16 protein-coding genes are annotated in these 18,108 nt (G+C 56.0%); all 16 read right to left on the bottom strand.

Translation table 11 applies throughout. The features are described from left to right. Positions 1-47: 47 nt before the first annotated feature. Complete coding sequence (locus R3F42_01590; GenBank protein ID MEZ5540717.1) at positions 48-827, bottom strand: ABC transporter permease; 780 nt, start codon at positions 825-827, stop codon at positions 48-50. Next, complete coding sequence (locus tag R3F42_01585) at positions 827-1,771, bottom strand: ATP-binding cassette domain-containing protein (protein ID MEZ5540716.1); 945 nt, start codon at positions 1,769-1,771, stop codon at positions 827-829. Before R3F42_01585 ends, R3F42_01590 begins: the two co-directional genes overlap by 1 nt. Positions 1,772-1,938: 167 nt before the next feature. After that, complete coding sequence (locus R3F42_01580) at positions 1,939-2,133, bottom strand: hypothetical protein (protein MEZ5540715.1); 195 nt, start codon at positions 2,131-2,133, stop codon at positions 1,939-1,941. A gap of 235 nt (positions 2,134-2,368) precedes the next feature. Further along, positions 2,369-3,316, bottom strand: a complete 948-nt coding sequence (locus tag R3F42_01575) for an AgmX/PglI C-terminal domain-containing protein (GenBank protein ID MEZ5540714.1) — start codon at positions 3,314-3,316, stop codon at positions 2,369-2,371. Positions 3,317-3,318: 2 nt separating this feature from the next. Then, the gene (locus R3F42_01570) at positions 3,319-3,819 is read right to left on the bottom strand and encodes a biopolymer transporter ExbD (GenBank protein MEZ5540713.1); all 501 of its coding nucleotides are present in this window, start codon (positions 3,817-3,819) and stop codon (positions 3,319-3,321) included. After that, on the bottom strand, positions 3,816-4,334 hold the full coding sequence (locus R3F42_01565) for a biopolymer transporter ExbD (GenBank protein ID MEZ5540712.1): 519 nt from the start codon (positions 4,332-4,334) through the stop codon (positions 3,816-3,818). Before R3F42_01565 ends, R3F42_01570 begins: the two co-directional genes overlap by 4 nt. After that, positions 4,331-4,981, bottom strand: a complete 651-nt coding sequence (locus R3F42_01560) for a MotA/TolQ/ExbB proton channel family protein (protein ID MEZ5540711.1) — start codon at positions 4,979-4,981, stop codon at positions 4,331-4,333. Before R3F42_01560 ends, R3F42_01565 begins: the two co-directional genes overlap by 4 nt. A 112-nt stretch (positions 4,982-5,093) precedes the next feature. Beyond that, positions 5,094-5,378 (bottom strand): hypothetical protein, encoded by a 285-nt coding sequence (locus R3F42_01555; GenBank protein ID MEZ5540710.1) that lies wholly within the window; start codon positions 5,376-5,378, stop codon positions 5,094-5,096. Next, complete coding sequence (locus tag R3F42_01550; GenBank protein MEZ5540709.1) at positions 5,375-5,998, bottom strand: tetratricopeptide repeat protein; 624 nt, start codon at positions 5,996-5,998, stop codon at positions 5,375-5,377. The genes R3F42_01555 and R3F42_01550 overlap by 4 nt, the downstream gene beginning before the upstream one ends. Then, positions 5,979-8,624, bottom strand: coding sequence for a tetratricopeptide repeat protein (locus R3F42_01545; protein MEZ5540708.1), 2,646 nt, complete (start codon positions 8,622-8,624; stop codon positions 5,979-5,981). Before R3F42_01545 ends, R3F42_01550 begins: the two co-directional genes overlap by 20 nt. Positions 8,625-8,773: 149 nt before the next feature. Next, a complete protein-coding gene (locus R3F42_01540; protein ID MEZ5540707.1) occupies positions 8,774-10,642 on the bottom strand; it encodes a tetratricopeptide repeat protein in 1,869 nt (622 codons plus the stop codon). A gap of 3 nt (positions 10,643-10,645) precedes the next feature. After that, the gene (locus R3F42_01535; GenBank protein MEZ5540706.1) at positions 10,646-11,191 is read right to left on the bottom strand and encodes an AraC family transcriptional regulator; all 546 of its coding nucleotides are present in this window, start codon (positions 11,189-11,191) and stop codon (positions 10,646-10,648) included. 213 nt (positions 11,192-11,404) lie between these two features. Continuing rightward, on the bottom strand, positions 11,405-12,352 hold the full coding sequence (locus R3F42_01530) for an FAD:protein FMN transferase (GenBank protein MEZ5540705.1): 948 nt from the start codon (positions 12,350-12,352) through the stop codon (positions 11,405-11,407). 183 nt (positions 12,353-12,535) lie between these two features. Then, complete coding sequence (locus R3F42_01525; protein ID MEZ5540704.1) at positions 12,536-14,146, bottom strand: hypothetical protein; 1,611 nt, start codon at positions 14,144-14,146, stop codon at positions 12,536-12,538. Between the two features lie 18 nt (positions 14,147-14,164). Continuing rightward, positions 14,165-16,708: a LamG domain-containing protein gene (locus tag R3F42_01520; protein ID MEZ5540703.1), complete on the bottom strand. Its 2,544-nt coding sequence runs from the start codon at positions 16,706-16,708 to the stop codon at positions 14,165-14,167. Positions 16,709-16,711: 3 nt separating this feature from the next. Then, positions 16,712-17,905 (bottom strand): hypothetical protein, encoded by a 1,194-nt coding sequence (locus R3F42_01515; protein MEZ5540702.1) that lies wholly within the window; start codon positions 17,903-17,905, stop codon positions 16,712-16,714. Between the last annotated feature and the right edge of the window lie 203 nt (positions 17,906-18,108).

Here is an 18,108-nt window from a genome sequence, read left to right as displayed (position 1 = left end):
GACCAGCGGAGGTGAACATACCGATTGTACTGCGTGGTAGTGCATGTTCATACCAGCAGCTTTCTTCTGACCAGGATAACGGCGATATAGTAGCAGACGAGCGCATACGCGAGGAGTACGCCGAGATGCAGCCAGGGTTGTTCAAGCGGAGCCCCGGCGACCAGTGCGCGCGTCAATGCAACGGCATGTGTAAGTGGCAGTAGTCCGACCGGGCCCTGCGCTGCCTGTGGCAGGGTCTCGATCGGATAGAAAACCCCGCACAGAATGAACATCGGCGTGATGACAAGCACGAAGAAATAGTTGAAGAAGTCGTAATTGCTTGCCAGGGCGGCCATGATCATGGCCGGGCCAGCAAAACACATACCTGTCAGGAACACCACAGGCAACACCCAGAGTGCCTGCCAGCCGTCCACCACCCCCAGCGCCGCCGCTACGGTGAGTATCGCCATCCCGCTGAACAGGCTTTTTGTCGCGCACCAAAGCATTTCGCCGGCCAAGACATCGTCTATCTCCAGCGGGGTTGCGAGCAGTGCGTCGTAAGTCTTCTGAGGTACCATGCGGGTGTATACCGAGTACATTCCCTCGAAGCTGGCAGTGGTCATGGCGCTCGAGGCGATGATGCCGGAGGCCAGGAACGCAAGGTACGGCATACCGGACATTGCACCGACGAAGTGGCCGATACCGTAGCCCAATCCCAGCAGGTAGAGCGTCGGCTCACCGAAATTCATCAGCAGCGCCGGTATCAGCAGTTTCCGCCAGACCAGGATGTTCCGTCTCCAGACGGCAAGCGCCCCAGGGCGCAGGCGCGGCAGGCTCAGGTCAGTCATCAGTCACGCAACTCCCTGCCGGTCAAACGCAGAAACACGTCTTCAAGTCCGGTCGGGCGATGGATGAATCTGAGCGCCGGGCGATCCTTGAGTTGTTCGATTAGGGCTGCGGCATTGTCTGTATAGCAGTAGAGGCTGTTACCCATGCGCTCCAGGCGGCAACCGGCCAGCGCAGCCAGCTGGGCGAGTGCGCCGCTCTGTCCGCGGACCTCGACGATTTCCGGTTCAACGTGCATCGTTACCAGCTCCCGCGGTGAACCCCGGGCAAGAATCCGGCCGTGGTCCATGATCACCAGATCGTCACACAGGCGCTCGGCTTCCTCCATGTAATGAGTCGTCAGCAGGAGTGTTTTGCCGCTGGCCTTGAGTTCGCCGAGACGTCCCCATATGACATGACGCGCCTGTGGATCCAGGCCTGTCGTGGGCTCATCCAGAACGACCAGTTCCGGATCATTGACCAGTGCACGAGCGATCGTCAGTCTGCGCTGCATGCCGCCCGACAGGGTTGTGGTCTTGGCTCGGCGGCGGTCGGACAGCGAGACGAACTCGAGCAGGGCTTCGATACGTGGTAATACCTGTTTGCGCGACAGGCCGAAAAAAGTGGCATAGACAATAAGGTTTTCCTCGACGCTGAAATCGGGGTCAAGGTTGTCGGCCTGCGGGACGATGCCCGTCCGGCTGCGTATTCTGCCGGCGTGTACGCCCACCGGCAGGCCGAAGATCGACAGTGAGCCTGAGCTGGGTGGTGTCAGCCCCATCGCCATACGCAACGTGGTGGTCTTCCCTGCCCCGTTCGGTCCGAGAAACCCGAAACAGCATCCAGGCGGTATGTCGAAATTCACATTGTCGACCACGACCCGGCCGCCGTAGCGCTTGCTCAGACCGCGGGCTGTGACAACCGCCGTGTCGACCGGATGTGGTGCTGTTTCATGCATGCGGCGCATTGTAGCGGGTTTGCTGCTGGTCGCGCAGTGTTGTGAGCATGCGGAATTGCCGACTCGATGCAGCGCTGCTGCGCCGGCGGGCGGAAAGGATGGTGGCGGTAGCTGTTTCGGAACGCGGGCGTTAAATACCGGCTGTGTCCGGTTGCAACTGCGAGCGATAGCGCAGGCTAGATGGAATCCAAGCTCATAGTCCCGCTCAATTCCGCATAGGCTGCGCGCTCGCTGTCAAGGCGGCGCCGGTGATCCAGCAGGTACCTGGAATCAGGATTCCTGTTTTTCTCAATGAATACATATACTTCATTTGGCTTCACGTAATAGAGCGCAAGCGCCGCACGGTTGTTGATGGTGGTCTCGTAGGTCATGTCAGGATAGCCATGAGCGGCTACGAAGCCGTCAATCGGTGCACTGCAGCCCATGATGTAACCGAGTCGCTTGCGCCTGAAATCACCGGGTGTGTCGCCGATCGGGACGTACCGGTTCTAGGCGTCCCGCTGCGTGTAGCCGTATATGTAGTAAGCGCAGGATCTGGTCAGGCACAGTAACGCCAATACCAGTAGCTTCAGCATGATGGCCCTGCTCGCAAGCGATGCTAGGCAACTAAGCGGGCAGGAAGTCTATCGGATAGGTGATGGTGATCTCCGATACGTCTTTTGCGCCGAAATTGAACAGTTTGACCCGGCCAGCGATTTTTTCGCCCAGATCCTGGTTACCCAGCTCGTTGGAAACCAGTTCACAGCTAATCACTTTGCCGGACGGTGCAATGGTCAGGCGCAGTACGAGCTTGCCTTTAAGGCTCGGGTCAGAACGCAAGGCCCGATTGTAAACGCTATAGATCGATCCCTTGTTGCGATCGAACACCATCTGTATTTCCTCGATGCTGCGACCGGCCGATTTCCCGCCATTGCCTTTGCCACCGACCGTAGTTCCGGCGGCATTACCGGTTGGACTGTGCACCCTGGTGGTGCTGCGACCGGCCAGTTCTCCGCCACCGGTATTACGGCTCAGGCTGGAGGTCTGTATTCCGCCGCTGCCGCGTGTGGTGCCGGAAGTCAGAATGGCGCGCTCTGTCTGCTTGGCCGAACCGACCGCCTGGGAGAGTTCGCCCTTCTTGGAAAAGCTCTGTGAAACCGAATTCTGACGCAGGTCGGAGAGGGAATCGCGCAATGCCAGCAATCCGGATTGTTCGGCCTGCTCGCGCGCACTGATCTTGGGCTTTTCCTGGATCTGCTTCTTTACCACGACCGGTTTCTTCACAACCGGCTTAGGCGCTTCTACCTTTTCCTTGACAGGCTCGGGTTCCTGCTTGACAGGTACTGGCGGCGGCGGTGGCGGGGGTTTAACTTCGTCCTGTTCGAACAGCAGTTGTACCATTCGCGGCGGCTCGACTTGTACCGGCTTCACGACTTCCGGCAGTGGCAGGAACGGCATGATGATACCGAACAATAGTGCCAATACGAGGTTTGTGCGCACGATGCGCCGGAAGCGCAGGTCATCCGGGCCTAGTGCTCCCCAGGTCATATCGAAGCTCAGTACGATTGCAGACATGCTCAGCTCTCCAGTGGCTTCTGCAGTACTGCAAGTGAGATGTGGTTGAAACCGGCCTTGGTACAGGAGGCCATGACCTTCTTCAACAGGCTGTAGGGTATCTCCTTGTCACCCATGATCGTGGCTTCCCGCCGGTCCGGGGTTGTGCCGTTACCGCCGAGGGCCTCGTTCGCCTGGGTGATGAGTGCGGTTTGCAGCACACGTGAATAGCTGCCCTGCTCTTGCATGATACTGGAGACTGATGCGATTACCTGGCCATGCAGCAGTACGCTTTCCTCGTTGACCATGATAGTTACCGTGACATGCGGCTGTTGCTCCGATATGGACTCCGGCAGCTTCACGGACTTATGGGTTGGCAATATCTCGCCGTCGGATGTGTTGACCAGCAGAAAAAACACGAGAATCGTGAATATGTCCATCAAGGAAACGAGATTCAGCCCCATGCCGCGGCCATGGCGTACGTGTTGGCGCTCCATGCGCTTGGCGCGTCTCGACATTTTCATTTTTTTGCCACCTGCATCTGCGAGTCTGGTGCATCACCGATGGAGATCTCCGGGAAGAGCTCGGCACTGATCACGCTGCCCGCTTGTACCACACGTGCAGTGCGTATGTTGTCCATGACGTGCACCATTGTCTCGTACTCGGTATCAGGCTCCAGCAGCAATGTTGCATCAGCCTTTTCTGGAAAACGCGCCTTGACTTGTTGCAGCAACGTGGAGAGCTCTTCATAGTCCTGGTTGCCGTCCTTCAGCGGCAGACGCTTGATCAGGCCGCCGTCACGATCGCCCACCTCGATCCCGTCACTGCGCACGACAATCTCGAGATGGAAGTTCTGCTCGATGTCCTGCTGTGACGTGCTGGCTGCGGCTGGCAGGTTCAGCTCCAGGATTGTTATGCGCGAAAATACTGCTGTAATCAGCAGGAAAGGCACCAGGATCACCATCAGATTCATGAATGCGGTGATATTGATATCACCGGATTCCTGGGACCTGTGCTTTCGGGTGAAGCGGTTTCTCATCCCGCCTTACCTTCGAGCGGTTTCTCGGTGATGCTGTTAAGAAACTTGACAGAAGCCATTTCCAGGCTGTCGATCAATTGCGTGGTCTTGGTTTGCAAAACCGCATAAATGAGCAGTAACGGGATGGCTACCATCAGGCCGAAAGCCGTGGTATTCATCGCGACCGAGATACTCGCTGACAACATATCGGCTTTTTCCGATGGATTGGCCGATGCCACAGCGGTAAATGCCTGGATCAGTCCGATGATGGTCCCGAGCAGGCCTAGCAGTGTGGCGATATTGGCGAATGTGGCCAGATAGGCCGTACGCTTTTCAAGATTCGGAACTGTTTCCATCAGTCCCTCCTCCATGGCAATTTCAACATCGTCCCGGCGCCGTGACGTTCTGGCGCGGCTAAGGCCGTAACCGAAGATATGACTGATTGCAGAGCGCGACTTTTCGGTGAGCATGGCGACCTGAAGATAATCACCCTTGGCAAGATGGGGTGCCAACTTCTTCCACAGGCGTTGATTGCTGCTATTCGCGGCACTCAGGTAGATATATCTTTCCACTGCGATTGCCAGTCCCAGCGCAAGAACCAGAACAATCGGGTACATGAAAAACCCGCCAGACTGGAAAAATCCGACAAAAGTATTGTACAAGTCCATAGTCAAAGTCCTCTTGCTTCCCCTGTGTTTCCTGAATTCAATGCGCCAGCGCGCTGGTAGTGTTGCGAATCGGCACGGCCGCAGAAAAGTTCAATAACCTTAAATAAACTGGTTATTCAGAACTGTGAACTGCTTCGTAGTATTCGAGTTCCCTGAGAAATACGTCACGGTCGACAGGCGCCAGAATCTGGTCAACAAGGCTGTTCATCGGACGAGTAGCCAGTTCGCCAGCTTCTGCAGGCTTCCAAGGCACGATATGGAGTGCCTTGGGCAGCTCCTGATTACCCGTGATGGTCGTGCCCTCGAGTTCGAGTTTGTCGGCACCAAGCGCCGTGCCGAGGCTGCACAACAGTAGTACTGTGAAGGCTGCAAGGTATCGAACGTCAATCGTACTCATTGTTTGGCTCCCGCAGCTACGCTCACCTGGCTGGCTTTGTCGCGCAATTCATCTATCCACGACAGTAAAAACCTGTCCTCAGATCCCGTCAATTGCTGGTAACGCTCGTAGTGTTGTAACGCGAGGACGGGTTCCGTGAGATACTGGTCATACAGCACGGCCAGATTCCAATGGATATCTTCACTGTTGGGATTGACGGCCAGGCCCTGGTTGTAGATGGCTGCGGCTTCCTCCAGGCGCCCGCTGCGGCGGCACAGGAGAGCCAGCTCACTATAGGCGGCAACCTGGCTGCTGTTGACTGCGATTGCCTGGCGCAGCGCAGCTTCTGCGCCTGCCTGATCACCAAGCATGTTCCTGGCGATACCAAGATTGGTCCAGGCACCAGATAATTGCGAGTCTGTCACGGTGATCGCGGCAAGTTTCTCCGCTGCCGCTTCCCAGCGGTCTGCCTTCATCAGAGCCACTGCGGCCTTAAACTCCGCATCTACGTCAGCATCCGTGGCCGCATTGAGCGCGCTTACCGGCGGCCTTTGCACGGTCTCCACCTGCGGTGCTGTGGCGCACCCCGCCAGCAAGATCAGATACAAGAGCGGAACTGGTTTAATGAAGCGTTGCCACATATTTTGTGCTCCTTTCGAGCTTGGCATATTTCCCCGGGACGAGTCGTGCCAGTTCCTGCAGGCTCCGTTCAATCCACGCATCGAATGTGCCGAACTGAACGCGCGTGGCATTGGTCTCGTGCAATGCAATCGCCTGCTCCTCGAATGGATATGCTTGATCTTCCAGCAGTATGTTGTATTCCTCGAGTGCGTCTGCACCAAGATTGTGCGGTCGTTCGGATTCCATCAGGGCCTTGCCCAGGTGCGAATAGAGCTGTGCTGTATGGAAGGCGCTGGCAGTGGTAACGATAGCGACATCGTAAGCGGCTGCCTGCTGGTATCGTGCCAGCGTATCCTCTAGCAGGCGCTTCTTGCGAGCCAATGTCTTGTCCAACGGCAGCGTCAGCTTGACAGCCTGGTATTCATCATTCTTTGCGTCCGCCAAAGCCAGGCTAGAGATCGCAGCGAGGTAGCGCGTGCGATCCGTACGATCACGCCCTGCAGTTGCATCTGCAGCGATGATCTTTGCGAGCCAGTCCTGCCATGCACGCGTTTCACCGGCATCATGATAGTAGTCGGCAATATGGTGACGCGCCTCTTCGGCAGCCTCGAGCGGTTGGGGAAACTGTTCTACGTAGTTCTCGTACAATGCGACTGACTGCGCGTCTTCTCCTGCTTTGGTATACAGTTCTGCGGCTTGCAGCAATGCATCTCTGCGCAATTCCGGCCCTGCTTCACTGCGACCGATACGCTCGAATTCCCTGGCTGCCTGTAGGGGGCGGGCGCTGCCGAGATAGGCTGATGCGAGCCGGCGTGAAACCTCGCCAGCACGCGGATCGTCAGGGTAGCTGTTGCGGAAGCGTTCCAGCGTACTCGCAGCGGCACCAAAGTCCTGCAGTTGCATGAGACCGGCGGCTGCGTCGAATTCTGCCGTTGCAACAATGCTCGCCGTCGGTGTTACGCTGCCGACTCGCTGGAAATGACCAACGGCTGCAGACATGTCTCCGGCTGCCTGTGCCGCTTCGCCCTGTTTGTATATAGACGCGGCAAGCCTTTCTGTCAAAAGACTTAAATTCTTGTCATCAGCTGCTGTTCTCGCCAGCACCTGCTGATAGGCCTGTTCGGCATGGAGGTAATCTTCGATATCGAAAAAGGCGTGACCCTGAACGGTCCAGCAGACCAGCTGTTGCTGCGCTGAGGCAGAGTCAGCATCGATGACCTGCTGCGCCACCTGAATGGCGCGCTGTGTTTCACCAACAGCGAGCAACTGCTCCGCGCTGTGGGTAAGAACGGCGACTGCCTGGGGATGCTGCGGGAAACTTGCCGCAAAGCGCAATGCATTTTCAATCGACTCACGATGCCAGCTGTCGCGCTCTGTCCCGTTCAGTTGTGCCTCGTGTTTTTCATAAGCGAGAACCGAGGCATAGCCGGCCTCGGCCGCCTTGGAATGCTCACCGTAATCGTAGGCAGTGCGAACAAATTCGGTGGCAGATTCATCATGCTTGCCGGATTCATCCAGCAGTTCAGCCAGCAGGAAATTCATGGCCGGCGCTTCAGGCGTATCGACGAATGACCCCAGCCAGGTACGGTACCAGTGCGCGGCTTCGGCATATTCTTCTTGCTTATGGCTGCGTTGCGCCTGTGCATGATAGTAACGTGTCAGGTCGGTCATGGTTTCCTTAAGGAATCCCAGCACCTGCCCTGCTTCTTCCCTGTTATGGTGCTGCCAGTACTCACCCTGGAGATTGTAGCGTTTCACGAATTCCGTTTTACCCTGCAACACGAGGGAGGGGAAATTGCCGGCTTCGTAAGTTCCGATCACGCGCATCTGAAATGCAGGAGCCTGCCGGTGTATCGGATTACTGTTCACGAATGACTGAAATGTTTCAGCGGCGTCAGTATAGCGCTCCTTGTCTAGATAGAGTGCGCCAAGACGATCGTAAACAAGGTCTTCATAATGCCGGGTACCATGCGATGCATAGTATACGGCGACAGTTCTGGCGCCTTCCTCATACGAGAAACTCAGGCTCATCACGCGCAGAGTATCGTCTATGAGTTCGCGGTCCGCGCGTTCGAGCGCGTCAAGGCGATCACCGTCGTTGGTCTGTGCTGCAAGCTTGATATCAAGCAGGGCTGTGAATTCCTCTAGGCCTTCTGTGAACATGCCCTGTTTGAAATAGCACCAACCCAGCTTGTACAGCGACTGTTCGTAAAATGGATTATTTTCTCTGGCGTAGACCACTTCCTGATACGCCCGTTCGGCCAGGTGGTAGTCTTTCCTGACAAAGAGTATTTCACCCAGCCTGAACTGCGCTTCGATACGAAGCTTGCTTTGCGGATACTGTGCGACCAGCTTATTCAGAGTCGCCAGTGAACTTTCCGCCTCGCCGTCCATTTCGTAGGCGCGAGCGAGTTGATACAGCACGGAATCATTGTCAGCGCGGTCCGGATAATTCTTCAGGACGTCCTGATACAGGTGGATGGAATCGCGAATCTGTTGCGGATAAGCGACAGGCTCATTAGCCTCTTCGAGCTGAACCTCAGGTAATACCTCTGCTTCGAGGCTGATATCAGCGAGTCTGCGCATCGCCTGAGGCCTTGCCTCGGTTGCGTCGCCGGTATCGAGGAAATTACGGTAGGCGAGCATAGCCTGCTGATCCGTAGAGTCGATCGGTAAGTCGCTCAGGACTATGGGGCGATTGCCGAGATCCGCAATTGTCCGAGAATCATCGGCACGAAACAACGAGCAGCTACTGCAGCAAGTAGCCAGGATAGCCATGATTGGCAGACACCTCATCATTCGATACCGCCTGTTCCGGAATGCAGGGCGCTATCGAACGTCTGCGCCAGTGAGAAGCGCGCCTGTACGATATAGGTGTCGATACGACTCTTTTGCTGTTCGAGCTCCGCCACCGCTAGTTGTTCGATAGAATTACCTTGTGCCAGCCGCAGCTTGTCCGTGCGTGCCAGTAGGCGATCAACCTGTTTTCTGCGCGTATCAACACGCCCTTGGTAACTGGAAAATTCAGTGGTGGTGTGCATGTCCGCGGATTCCAGCGAATGGCGTGCCTGAGCCGTCTGATCCAGCAGTCCGGCTATTTCGACCAGTTGACGTTTGGCCTGCCAAAGGCGAGGCTTGAAGTCCATGCTCATATCCCAGTACAGCGCACCCTTAATTCGTCGTGCGCGTTCGCGCAATCCAGCCGTTTGCACACCTTTTGGCATGCCGTCCAGCTTGCGGTTGATTTTCTGGATATTATTCCAGAATCCAAGTTCTTCTGCGGAAGCCAGACTGACGGGGTCATCAGTCGATTCGGCTGACGTGACACGCAGCCTGAGTTCGCGATGCCGCTGCTCTAGCTGGGTGTGTACATTGGCGCGTATGGCCTGTTCGGCTGCAGGACGATGATCGGAAAAGCGCTGCTCGCGCGCTGCGAGCATTTCCCCGAATGCATCCATACTGTCAGACCAGGTCTGTAGATTGGCATGCAGCTTCAGCAAATCCCGATAGTTCTTCACAGCTTCCTGGAATTCATGCTCGGCCATGAGCGTGAGTTGATAACGCATCGCCGGTGACTGTGAGTCCACCGTCAGCTTCTGCAGCCAGCCGGAACCGCTGCGCAAATCCTGCTGTTCCAGCACCTCGAGCATCTCGCCATTTTTTATGGCATTTATGGAAGCGTCGAGTTTTTCCTTCTCTTCATACAGTACTGCTATGGCGTCGTTGTAATGCTGTACCGCCCGCCCGTGCAGATTCATGCGGGTCATGGCATATGGCATGGCAAGCAGCGCTTCCTGCACAGCAGGATCCGTTAAATCACGCTTACCAAGCTCGCTCCATGGGATCAGCGCGCGACCGTAATCGTTCGAGTCGGCATTGGCCCAGCCAGCCCCCAGCAATGCCTGGTTGGAAAGTGGTCCTTCCAGACGTACGCGGTCTAGAAATGTTCTTGATTCAGTCGATTCCCCGTGTTGAAGATGACTATAGCCCAGCGCCAGATTCGCCTTGTCGCGCAGCAGGCGTATTTCATCGCTGCGACCGGACATCTTACCAATACTATCCAGTTCATCGGCACCCTCTTGCAGACTGCCGCTTTTAATGAGAGCAACGCCGAGGTTGTATGCCAGATAGGGAGACCATGCGTCATCATTTCTTGCGGACTGCAGTACTTTGATCGCTTCTTCATTTTGTCCAAGCTGCAGCAGAAGCAGGCTGTGCAGTTGCGCAATTTCCGTTCGCGTTGATCGCGTCATCTTGCCGCTGACATGCGCCAGTGCCTGCAATGCCGTGGTGATATCACTGCGCTGATAGGATATCTTGGCAAGATAAAACCACGCGCGATTGCGGGTGCGTTCATCAGCGTTTGAGTCGGTGAGCAGAACCTCGAAGATGCGGCTCGCCTCGCCACGCAAACCGTAGGAAAGATCCAGCCCGCCCAGCAGCAGTTCAGCTTCCTGACCGTGGTATGGAAGACGGTTCTGACTTTTTGCAATTTGCAGCCGAACGATGCTGTCAAACCAATCGTCCTGATAATAATAGAACAGCGTTTCGCCGTACTGCAGGTCCTGGGCAGTCGTTGGATGCTTTATTGCTTCTGCAGCAGACATTGCAGAGCACATCGCGAGCATCGCTGGCAAGAGAATGCTGCGAGCAAACAGGAACATGATTTATTCCCATTCCTTGATACTGAAATCCGGCTGTTCACTGCTCGGGTTGTCAACGATGTTCAATTCGACAAACTTGGCGCCCAGGCTCTTGTTGATCACCAGGTTCGCGCCTCGCCGGTAGTCGCGGCCTTTGGGACCCATGCCGGTATAGATAGCGACCAGTTCGTGTTCACCTGCCTTCAGGTTGCCCATGTAGAGTCGCTGAATCCCTCCTCGGTGCAGGGCATCAACCTCGCGCTGTGTGTAAAGGTAATTCGATACGATCTTGTCATCGATCTTCAGTTGCACCGAATCGAGTTTGAAAAATTCACCAACATCGAGAGACACGAATACGGCCAATTGTGTGTTGGCTGGATACAACAATTCTTCTTCAAGCAGGAACAGGTCACGATTCAGTGCGATAACATCCTGCTTCAGTGATTGGATGTCCTCATCCAGGCTGACGGTGCCAGGTGTGTCGGCAAGTGCGACATTGAGCGCCAGCATCAGGATCATGCCTGCAATGATGTATTTGACTGAATTTCCGCTTATTTCTGGATGCAACATCTTGGACCTCGAGGATTGCCGGCAGTCACGCGTCTGACTCGAAATATGTCGGTTACAGCGGGAAAAGATTGATCGAATTTTGGCGCTCCGGTCACTGATGCGGAGTCTGCAGCGATCCCGTGTTGGATATTGCGAGCTGATTCACAAAATCACGCCGGTATTGAAACTACGGCTGCGTGTGAACATAGGTCGATGCCGCCCGTCATGCCAGGCTTATCTCGCGTCGGTCAGACGGGCTAGCCCATTTGAATAATGCAGTTTCCCGGCTGCATCGATGATGATGGCTTCGACATCTGGCAGACGATTGACCAGCTCGAGTCCCTGCTGCACACCAAGCACGAATATGCTGGTGGACAACGCATCTGTGCGGGTCGCGTTTTCACCTATGATCGTCGTGCTGTGAATCTCATGCGGCGACCTTCCGGTTCCGGGATTGAGGATATGGTGGTAGCGGACCCCATCCTGTTCGAAATAGCGCTCGTAATCCCCGGACGTCGATATCGCCATGTTCTCTAAGGGAATACGGGTGACGATACCGTCCCGCTTGCGTGGATCGCGGATTCCTATCACCCATGGATGGTCCCAGTGCCTGCCTATGACGCGCGTGTCGCCGCCGGCACTGACCAGGGCATTTGCCACTCCTGCCGTCTGCAGGATCGAGATGCAGCGGTCTACAGCGTACCCCTTGGCGATGCCGCCGAGATCGATTCGTACCCCAGGCTGTGTGAAACTCACGCTCTGGTTCGCTGCGTCCAGGACAACGTGACGGTAGTCGATGGCAGGCAGAGCGGCAGCCAACTGATTTTCATCGGGTTTCTTTTGATTCCTATAATCATAGAGATAACCGGCACTTGCGTATGTAATATCGAATGCGCCTGAAGTCAAGCCGGAATATTCCAATGCCTGCTCGATGAGGTGAAACAATTCGCTGCCAACGGTGACCGGTTGATTTGCGGCTGTGTCATTGATGCGCGAGATCTCACTGTCGGGGCGGTAGGTGCTCATCAGACGGTCGATGCGCCGCATTTCGTCCAGCACGGCCTCGATGAGATCGCGCCCCTTTACCGCATCCGGGTACCATAACTCGACATTGATATCCGTACCCATGATCGCGGCGTGCTGCCGCAACCACTCGGCAGATGCTGCCGGGATGATCAGCATCAGGAAAACAATCGCCAGGAGGCAACGAAGCACGCGCATGGACGGGTATATCGGCAGCGATCCCGGCCGATTGACGGGATGCAGCCCGGATGAAAGGCGCCGCAATACCGGGCCGGCTGCAATGACTGCCCTGGTTTACGGCGACGAGCCCATCATCCGGGCTGCTTGTAACAGTGCAGCCTGCTAGGTGATAAAGCCGTTCACAATGGGATTGAAGGCAGTCAGGCTGTCCATCATCACCGCATTGCCAAGACCATGATTCGGGAACAGATTCGGGAAGCTGGCTGCCTCGCCGTGTAAAGCCATGTAATTGAGGATCACCGTTTCAACCAATAGATTGACCTGGTTCGCTGCCGGGGTGGCCGTTGTTTCCACCGATGCGTCCGGGCGCATCCATCCGATCTGCTGATGGCGGGCCTGTTCGATAATGTCTGAGCCAAGCAATGCCGGTCGGCCGGTCGGGTTATAGACCAGGAAAAATGAAGCGGCCGTGGAGGAGTTGTCACCGGTCCAGACACCTTTGCCACCGCCGCCTGCACTGTTGTCTACGCTGCCGTTACTGAACACCGAACCGTCGCTGAATACGTAGACCATGAGTGGCACGCCGACGCGTGCTGCGTATTCCAGGCAGGCGCCTATGCAACGACCGGCGCGCAGGTCGCGTGCCTCGCCTGTGGATCGATCACCGGTATGATAGTCGTAGCCACCCATGGTTATCGTCCCGGCGCCGGCAAAACCGTTGATCACCATTTTCATCACGGAAGCTGTCTTCTGGAATTCGCTGTCGCTGTCGAATTCACTCTGCGTGAATATGCCGGCTGGACCGACGATAGCGGGGTCCTGAGCGGGATCCAGCTGACTCGGGTTGCCGAAGCGATCAGCGATATCAGCTGCCTTGATATAGCCACAGCGGACCAGGTCCTTGATGACGGCATCCGCCGTCACCTGCGTACTGACCCTGTCTAGCTTCATCTTGCTGATACGCTCGATAGACTCCATCACTGCAACGGCATCATCCTGGCTGAGAACACCGATCAGATCACCTGTGTCTACCATACCTGTCACATCTGACGGGCGATCAACCTTGGTCGGTCGCAATGCCGGATCTATCATTGCCGCGGGCGCCATGGAATTGCCGCCGGAGTCAGAACTGCGTGACCCTATCAGGTCGACGACACTGCCGTAGGCAGTGATACTCGGATTCGCGAGTACATATTTGGCCAGGCCATACATCGGGTTGTGCGGATTATTGCCTGTATCATTATCCGAACGTGCCGGGATAACTGCACCATTGACAAGTGCAGCACGAGTCTGCGCCTTTTCCATGATGCCGGTGAGCATGGCGCTTGTCGTATGGAATGCCAGTCCGAAATCCAAGTTGGTGTAATTGAGCCCGGTCAAGGGATCGATTGAGTCCGGAGTCATGTCTCCTGGCAGACCAAGCTTGCTGTATCCGGCGGTGCTCAGGGAGTCGAGCTGTCCGCCCTGCTGTCCGACCAGGACATTGGACCCTGCGATATTCGCACCACCGGCAAGGTCGAAACAGATGAAGGGTATTTTCCCCGCGCCCAGGGTGCTGATCCCGCATGCGGCCTTAAGGGCATCGTATTCCGGTGAGAGCGCTGCCGCAGCGCTGCGCGGATTGGCAAACAGGCTGAACAGGGTGGGACCCGTCACGAGGCCAAGGCCGGCGATCAGACCCTGCCCCAGGAACTCGCGCCGTGTCCGCGGACGGCCGTGGGTGTTCAGGCGCAAGGGCTCGTTGAGGTCGCGGAATTTGCGGTTTCTCGCCATCTGGTAGTCCTCGTGATGTTATTGCAACAGCATGGCCGCACTGCCGAGAATTGCAGCACAGCTCGCCTTCACAACCTGTTCGGTACGCGCGACGCTATTGCACGTCACCGGTGGCGTGGCCGAGCAGCCTGGAGCCGAAAGCAATAGCATCAGGTTCTCGATCTCCGTCGTGACCGCGGCGGTATCCGGCTGTACCGTGAGCCCCGTGTTGAGTATCCGGTCCATCAGGGGCGTAATGATCAGGGCGCGTTTGCCGGCAGTGTTGAAGGCGGTGCCTGCGGACTCCGGCAGCGGCGCTGGCGCAAAGAATCCAGGGAAGTATGCTTCGCGCGAGATCGTGCCCTGGTTCTCTATCAGGGCGCTGCAGTACTCGATAGCCAGCTGGGATATCGCCATTTGCTGAGCAGAAACGAATCCCTCGATATTCTCCGCAGACGGCAGCTGCTGCTTGACGGTCTGGAACACGCCATTAACGTCGACTTGATTCTTATCGACGCCAGTTACCTTGGCCATGGTGGCATTGATTTCGTCAAAGTTGCGCAGCCCGATTACCGCGGCTTCCGGCAGATCCGGCGGCGAGGCCGGTACCACAACAGCCGGTTCAGTGAACACATTGGTGTCGTTGCCGAGTTGTTCAAAGGTAAGGAAGAATTCATCCTGCGCCGGCCCACTTTCAAGCGCGATGATCGTGCCAAGCGGCGACAACGGCTGACCTACGCCTGGCGTGTAAAGCGAGCTGCTGACAGTAGTGTCGAGGTTGGCATATGCCTGGCCGACGGTCGCCAGCGAACCATTGATACCGATGCGAATGCCGCGCACCGGTATGCCATCGGGTGTGGCGGCAGGATCAAGGCTGATGAATATTGGCTTGTTGAACAGGTAGCTGTAACTGTCAAACTGGCTAACCTCGAACATGACATAGCTGTCCGGTACGCCAGTGTGCGCATCAACATTGAACAGCAGGAAGAATTTTTCACCAACTCCAACATTGAAATTCTGGACTATCTGTTCCGGAGTCAGTGCGCGATTGTGTATGGCAACAAACCGGACGGTGCCCTGCCACTGGCGGTCATTAGACACCTCGTTGCCGATAACGAAGGCAAAGCTGTTGTCCCAGTCAACCAGTGAACCGCCGTTAACCGGATCGGTATCGCCCGTGAATACGCCATTGACGTAGATCCGGCGTCCATTGACAGGATCATAGGTGGCGACAACGTGTTGCAGCGTAGCCTGCAGGTCCTCGTCGGCATCTGCCGTATGCAGCATTGGCTCGCCATTGAGGTCAGTGGTGTCACTGCGATGCAGAAATTCATAATTGTACAGCGATTGCCCCAGTGTGAAATTGCGCTGTGTCGTTCCGCCAGAGTAACTGACGATTCGTGCCGTGTTGTCCTGGGAGACATTGGCTGGAGCAACCCAGGCCTCAATGGTGTATTCGCCTGTAGCGGAGATCATGTTATAGAGTTTGGCACTGTCGCTTGTCAGTGCCTGTGCCTTGCCGCTGGTTATATTGATACCCCAGCCCCCGACCCAGTCGACACCGCCACTCAGGGTAAGGTGCATGTCCGGAGAAATGCCGCTGGTATCGTAAGCGATTAGGCCGGATCCTGACTTGAACTCGTACTTGGCAATGACGTTGTCCTCGATACGGCTGCCACCACTGGCGACAATGCCGTCCGGCAAGGTAAGAGCCATGCTAGTGACGAGGTTCGGGTCAATCGGTACCACGGAAACCTGGTTGGCGAAGTTGGTAATTGCGGCTTCCATGACTTGCGCGGATGCCGCGCAATCCGAGCTTCCGGTGCTATTGGGATCCCAGCAATTGTGGAACTCGTCGCGTAGCCGCACGACAAAGCGTGAATCAGCTGGATTGTTCAGGTTCATCTTCGTCTTGGCCGCCTCGTAGGCAGCGTCGGGATCGCTGTCAGCGAAGAACGGCGATTGGGCATTGACAGCGGAATCCACATGACAGCCGGAACAGTTGGCTGTCAGCAGCGGGTGCACAAAAGTAGCGAACAGGCTCGAGTCTGCCGGATAGCGCTTGGTATCAGCCGGACTCTTCAGTGGCGGAGCTGTCAGCGTGATGACGTTACCACCGCTTGCCGTGCCGCCAGCCCAGGCTGTGATATAGGCCGTAATGATGTCAGCGCAGGCCTGCGCCTGAGTGGAACCGAGCCAGCAATTATGCCCGCTTGCCACCTTGGCCACCATCTGCGAATTGGCTGGAGTAGCGAGATCGACTATCGTATTGGCAGCGGAATATGCAAGGTTGATATCGTCCGTACGCACGAACGCCGTCGGGCCCTGCCCTCCCGCGATATGACATCCACCACATCTGTTGGCCTGATACAGATTATCCCAGACATTGAGCTTGAACGACTGAACATCGGCGGTAGCAGGCGCCGGGCCAGAATAGGTCGGTGCGGAACTGGTGCCGGCAGAATTCTGATTCTGAACCGTGCTTTCGCCGCCACCACAGGCAACCAGGCCTGCAGCAAGCATTGCTGCTACAGAAAACCGCAGGGCGTTATCAATAATATCTTTCAGGATACGTATGCTCATGCCTCAATCACCCATGCAGTAGACAGCCGTTTCAGCAAAGACAGTCTTCATGTTGTAGTTGCTAGCAATGAAATCAGCAGTAATGGCATCCACCTGGTTTCTGTCACTGGCATTCCCCGGAGTGCGCAAGCACACGGTTTCGAATGCCTTCTGTACCTGGCAGCTCGCAAAAGCATGGCTGTTGGCTAGTTCCATGCCGAGGGTCTTTGCACCACTACCGCTACCTGGCAGATTCGTATCCCATCCCAGCAATGAATTCTGTCCGGCGCGCCAGTAGTTGTTCCACGAATCATCCGGCGTCACAAAGCCATATTTGAATGTATCCGAGTTGATTGTGTACTTAGGTTGTACAATACCCGGGGTATATTCGATGCTACCGGTCGTCTCGTTGTAATTGTAATAGGCGAATGCCTGTGCCATAGGATCCATTCCGCTGTGGCATCCGACACAGGAGTTCAAGAATATTCTGCTGTCACCGCCGGGGCTGCGAGACACATCCTGTCTGATCCTGTCAGTAACCCTGCTGGTATCCTTCAGCTGCTCCAGATCGTTGCAGAGATGGTTCAGTACCGTGAAGCGAAACATTGCCCGATTGGTCCCGGCGACAAAGAATGCTTCGGCAGCTGCGCGGGTAGTCATGACACCAGCGGTCGCGTTAGTAGGTAGCGTGCTTTCAACAGACTGTGCACTCTGTACCAGCACGGTCTTCAGATCATAGCCCTGATTCTCCAATGCCTCGTAGTGGTCATTGTTCGTCATCGAATAGTCTGGGATAGGCAGTGACGGGTTTCCTCTGTAAACAATGTCTGCCGACAGCAATTCGTTGAAAGGGATATCGTCACGCACCATACCGATCACGGTCGCCGTGTAGTCATTCAGGGGTGCGAACAGGGTCTGCTCCTCGTTCGTCCAGGGTGTGGCGAAATTCTTGAGCGTGACGTTGTAGAATTCGCTGTTATCCATCGCCATGTAGGCGGCACCGATAGCATCGTTACCGACGATTGCGGCCTCCATTGCATCGAGAACGGTATCGCTGGGCGGGACGCCGGCTATACGGTCATGGATTCTTTTGGCCTGACGGCGTTCCAGATCGCCACCCAGTGCCGACGCTGATACCGCGCAGGCAAGCAGTAAAAGTGTGACGTTGCGAATGGAAATGCGGTATTTAACATAGTTCCGTTCAGTCTTGTAACACATGCGATCTATCCCGGCTGGTGATGGTTACAGGACCAGCAGTCGGCCCCTGAAGGCAGATACTGAGGTGCAGGGCGATAAATTTCTGTGATCGACGTCGCGGAATGGTGCAAAGCCCAACCCTATAGTGGTATCGCACCTGCTGCTCAAGATCTCTGAGAAACTGATCACAATCCTGTGATCGGTTTTGTTGCGTGTATCAGGTT

The organism is Pseudomonadota bacterium (assembly GCA_041395565.1).
Lineage (GTDB): Bacteria > Pseudomonadota > Gammaproteobacteria > UBA9214 > UBA9214 > UBA9214.
Note: the sequence above shows the minus strand (reverse complement) of the source record. Positions and strands in the feature narration are given on the sequence as shown.

Coding starts and splice junctions, on each gene's coding strand:
- R3F42_01590 (MEZ5540717.1), bottom strand. CDS start 827: ATGACTGACCTGAGCCTGCCGCGCCTGCGCCCTGGGGCGCTTGCCGTC.
- R3F42_01525 (MEZ5540704.1), bottom strand. CDS start 14,146: ATGGCGAGAAACCGCAAATTCCGCGACCTCAACGAGCCCTTGCGCCTG.
- R3F42_01565 (MEZ5540712.1), bottom strand. CDS start 4,334: ATGAGAAACCGCTTCACCCGAAAGCACAGGTCCCAGGAATCCGGTGAT.
- R3F42_01575 (MEZ5540714.1), bottom strand. CDS start 3,316: ATGTCTGCAATCGTACTGAGCTTCGATATGACCTGGGGAGCACTAGGC.
- R3F42_01555 (MEZ5540710.1), bottom strand. CDS start 5,378: ATGAGTACGATTGACGTTCGATACCTTGCAGCCTTCACAGTACTACTG.
- R3F42_01545 (MEZ5540708.1), bottom strand. CDS start 8,624: ATGCTCGCCTACCGTAATTTCCTCGATACCGGCGACGCAACCGAGGCA.
- R3F42_01580 (MEZ5540715.1), bottom strand. CDS start 2,133: ATGACCTACGAGACCACCATCAACAACCGTGCGGCGCTTGCGCTCTAT.
- R3F42_01570 (MEZ5540713.1), bottom strand. CDS start 3,819: ATGAAAATGTCGAGACGCGCCAAGCGCATGGAGCGCCAACACGTACGC.
- R3F42_01520 (MEZ5540703.1), bottom strand. CDS start 16,708: ATGAGCATACGTATCCTGAAAGATATTATTGATAACGCCCTGCGGTTT.
- R3F42_01585 (MEZ5540716.1), bottom strand. CDS start 1,771: ATGCGCCGCATGCATGAAACAGCACCACATCCGGTCGACACGGCGGTT.
- R3F42_01515 (MEZ5540702.1), bottom strand. CDS start 17,905: ATGTGTTACAAGACTGAACGGAACTATGTTAAATACCGCATTTCCATT.
- R3F42_01560 (MEZ5540711.1), bottom strand. CDS start 4,981: ATGGACTTGTACAATACTTTTGTCGGATTTTTCCAGTCTGGCGGGTTT.
- R3F42_01535 (MEZ5540706.1), bottom strand. CDS start 11,191: ATGTTGCATCCAGAAATAAGCGGAAATTCAGTCAAATACATCATTGCA.
- R3F42_01530 (MEZ5540705.1), bottom strand. CDS start 12,352: ATGCTGATCATCCCGGCAGCATCTGCCGAGTGGTTGCGGCAGCACGCC.
- R3F42_01550 (MEZ5540709.1), bottom strand. CDS start 5,998: ATGTGGCAACGCTTCATTAAACCAGTTCCGCTCTTGTATCTGATCTTG.
- R3F42_01540 (MEZ5540707.1), bottom strand. CDS start 10,642: ATGTTCCTGTTTGCTCGCAGCATTCTCTTGCCAGCGATGCTCGCGATG.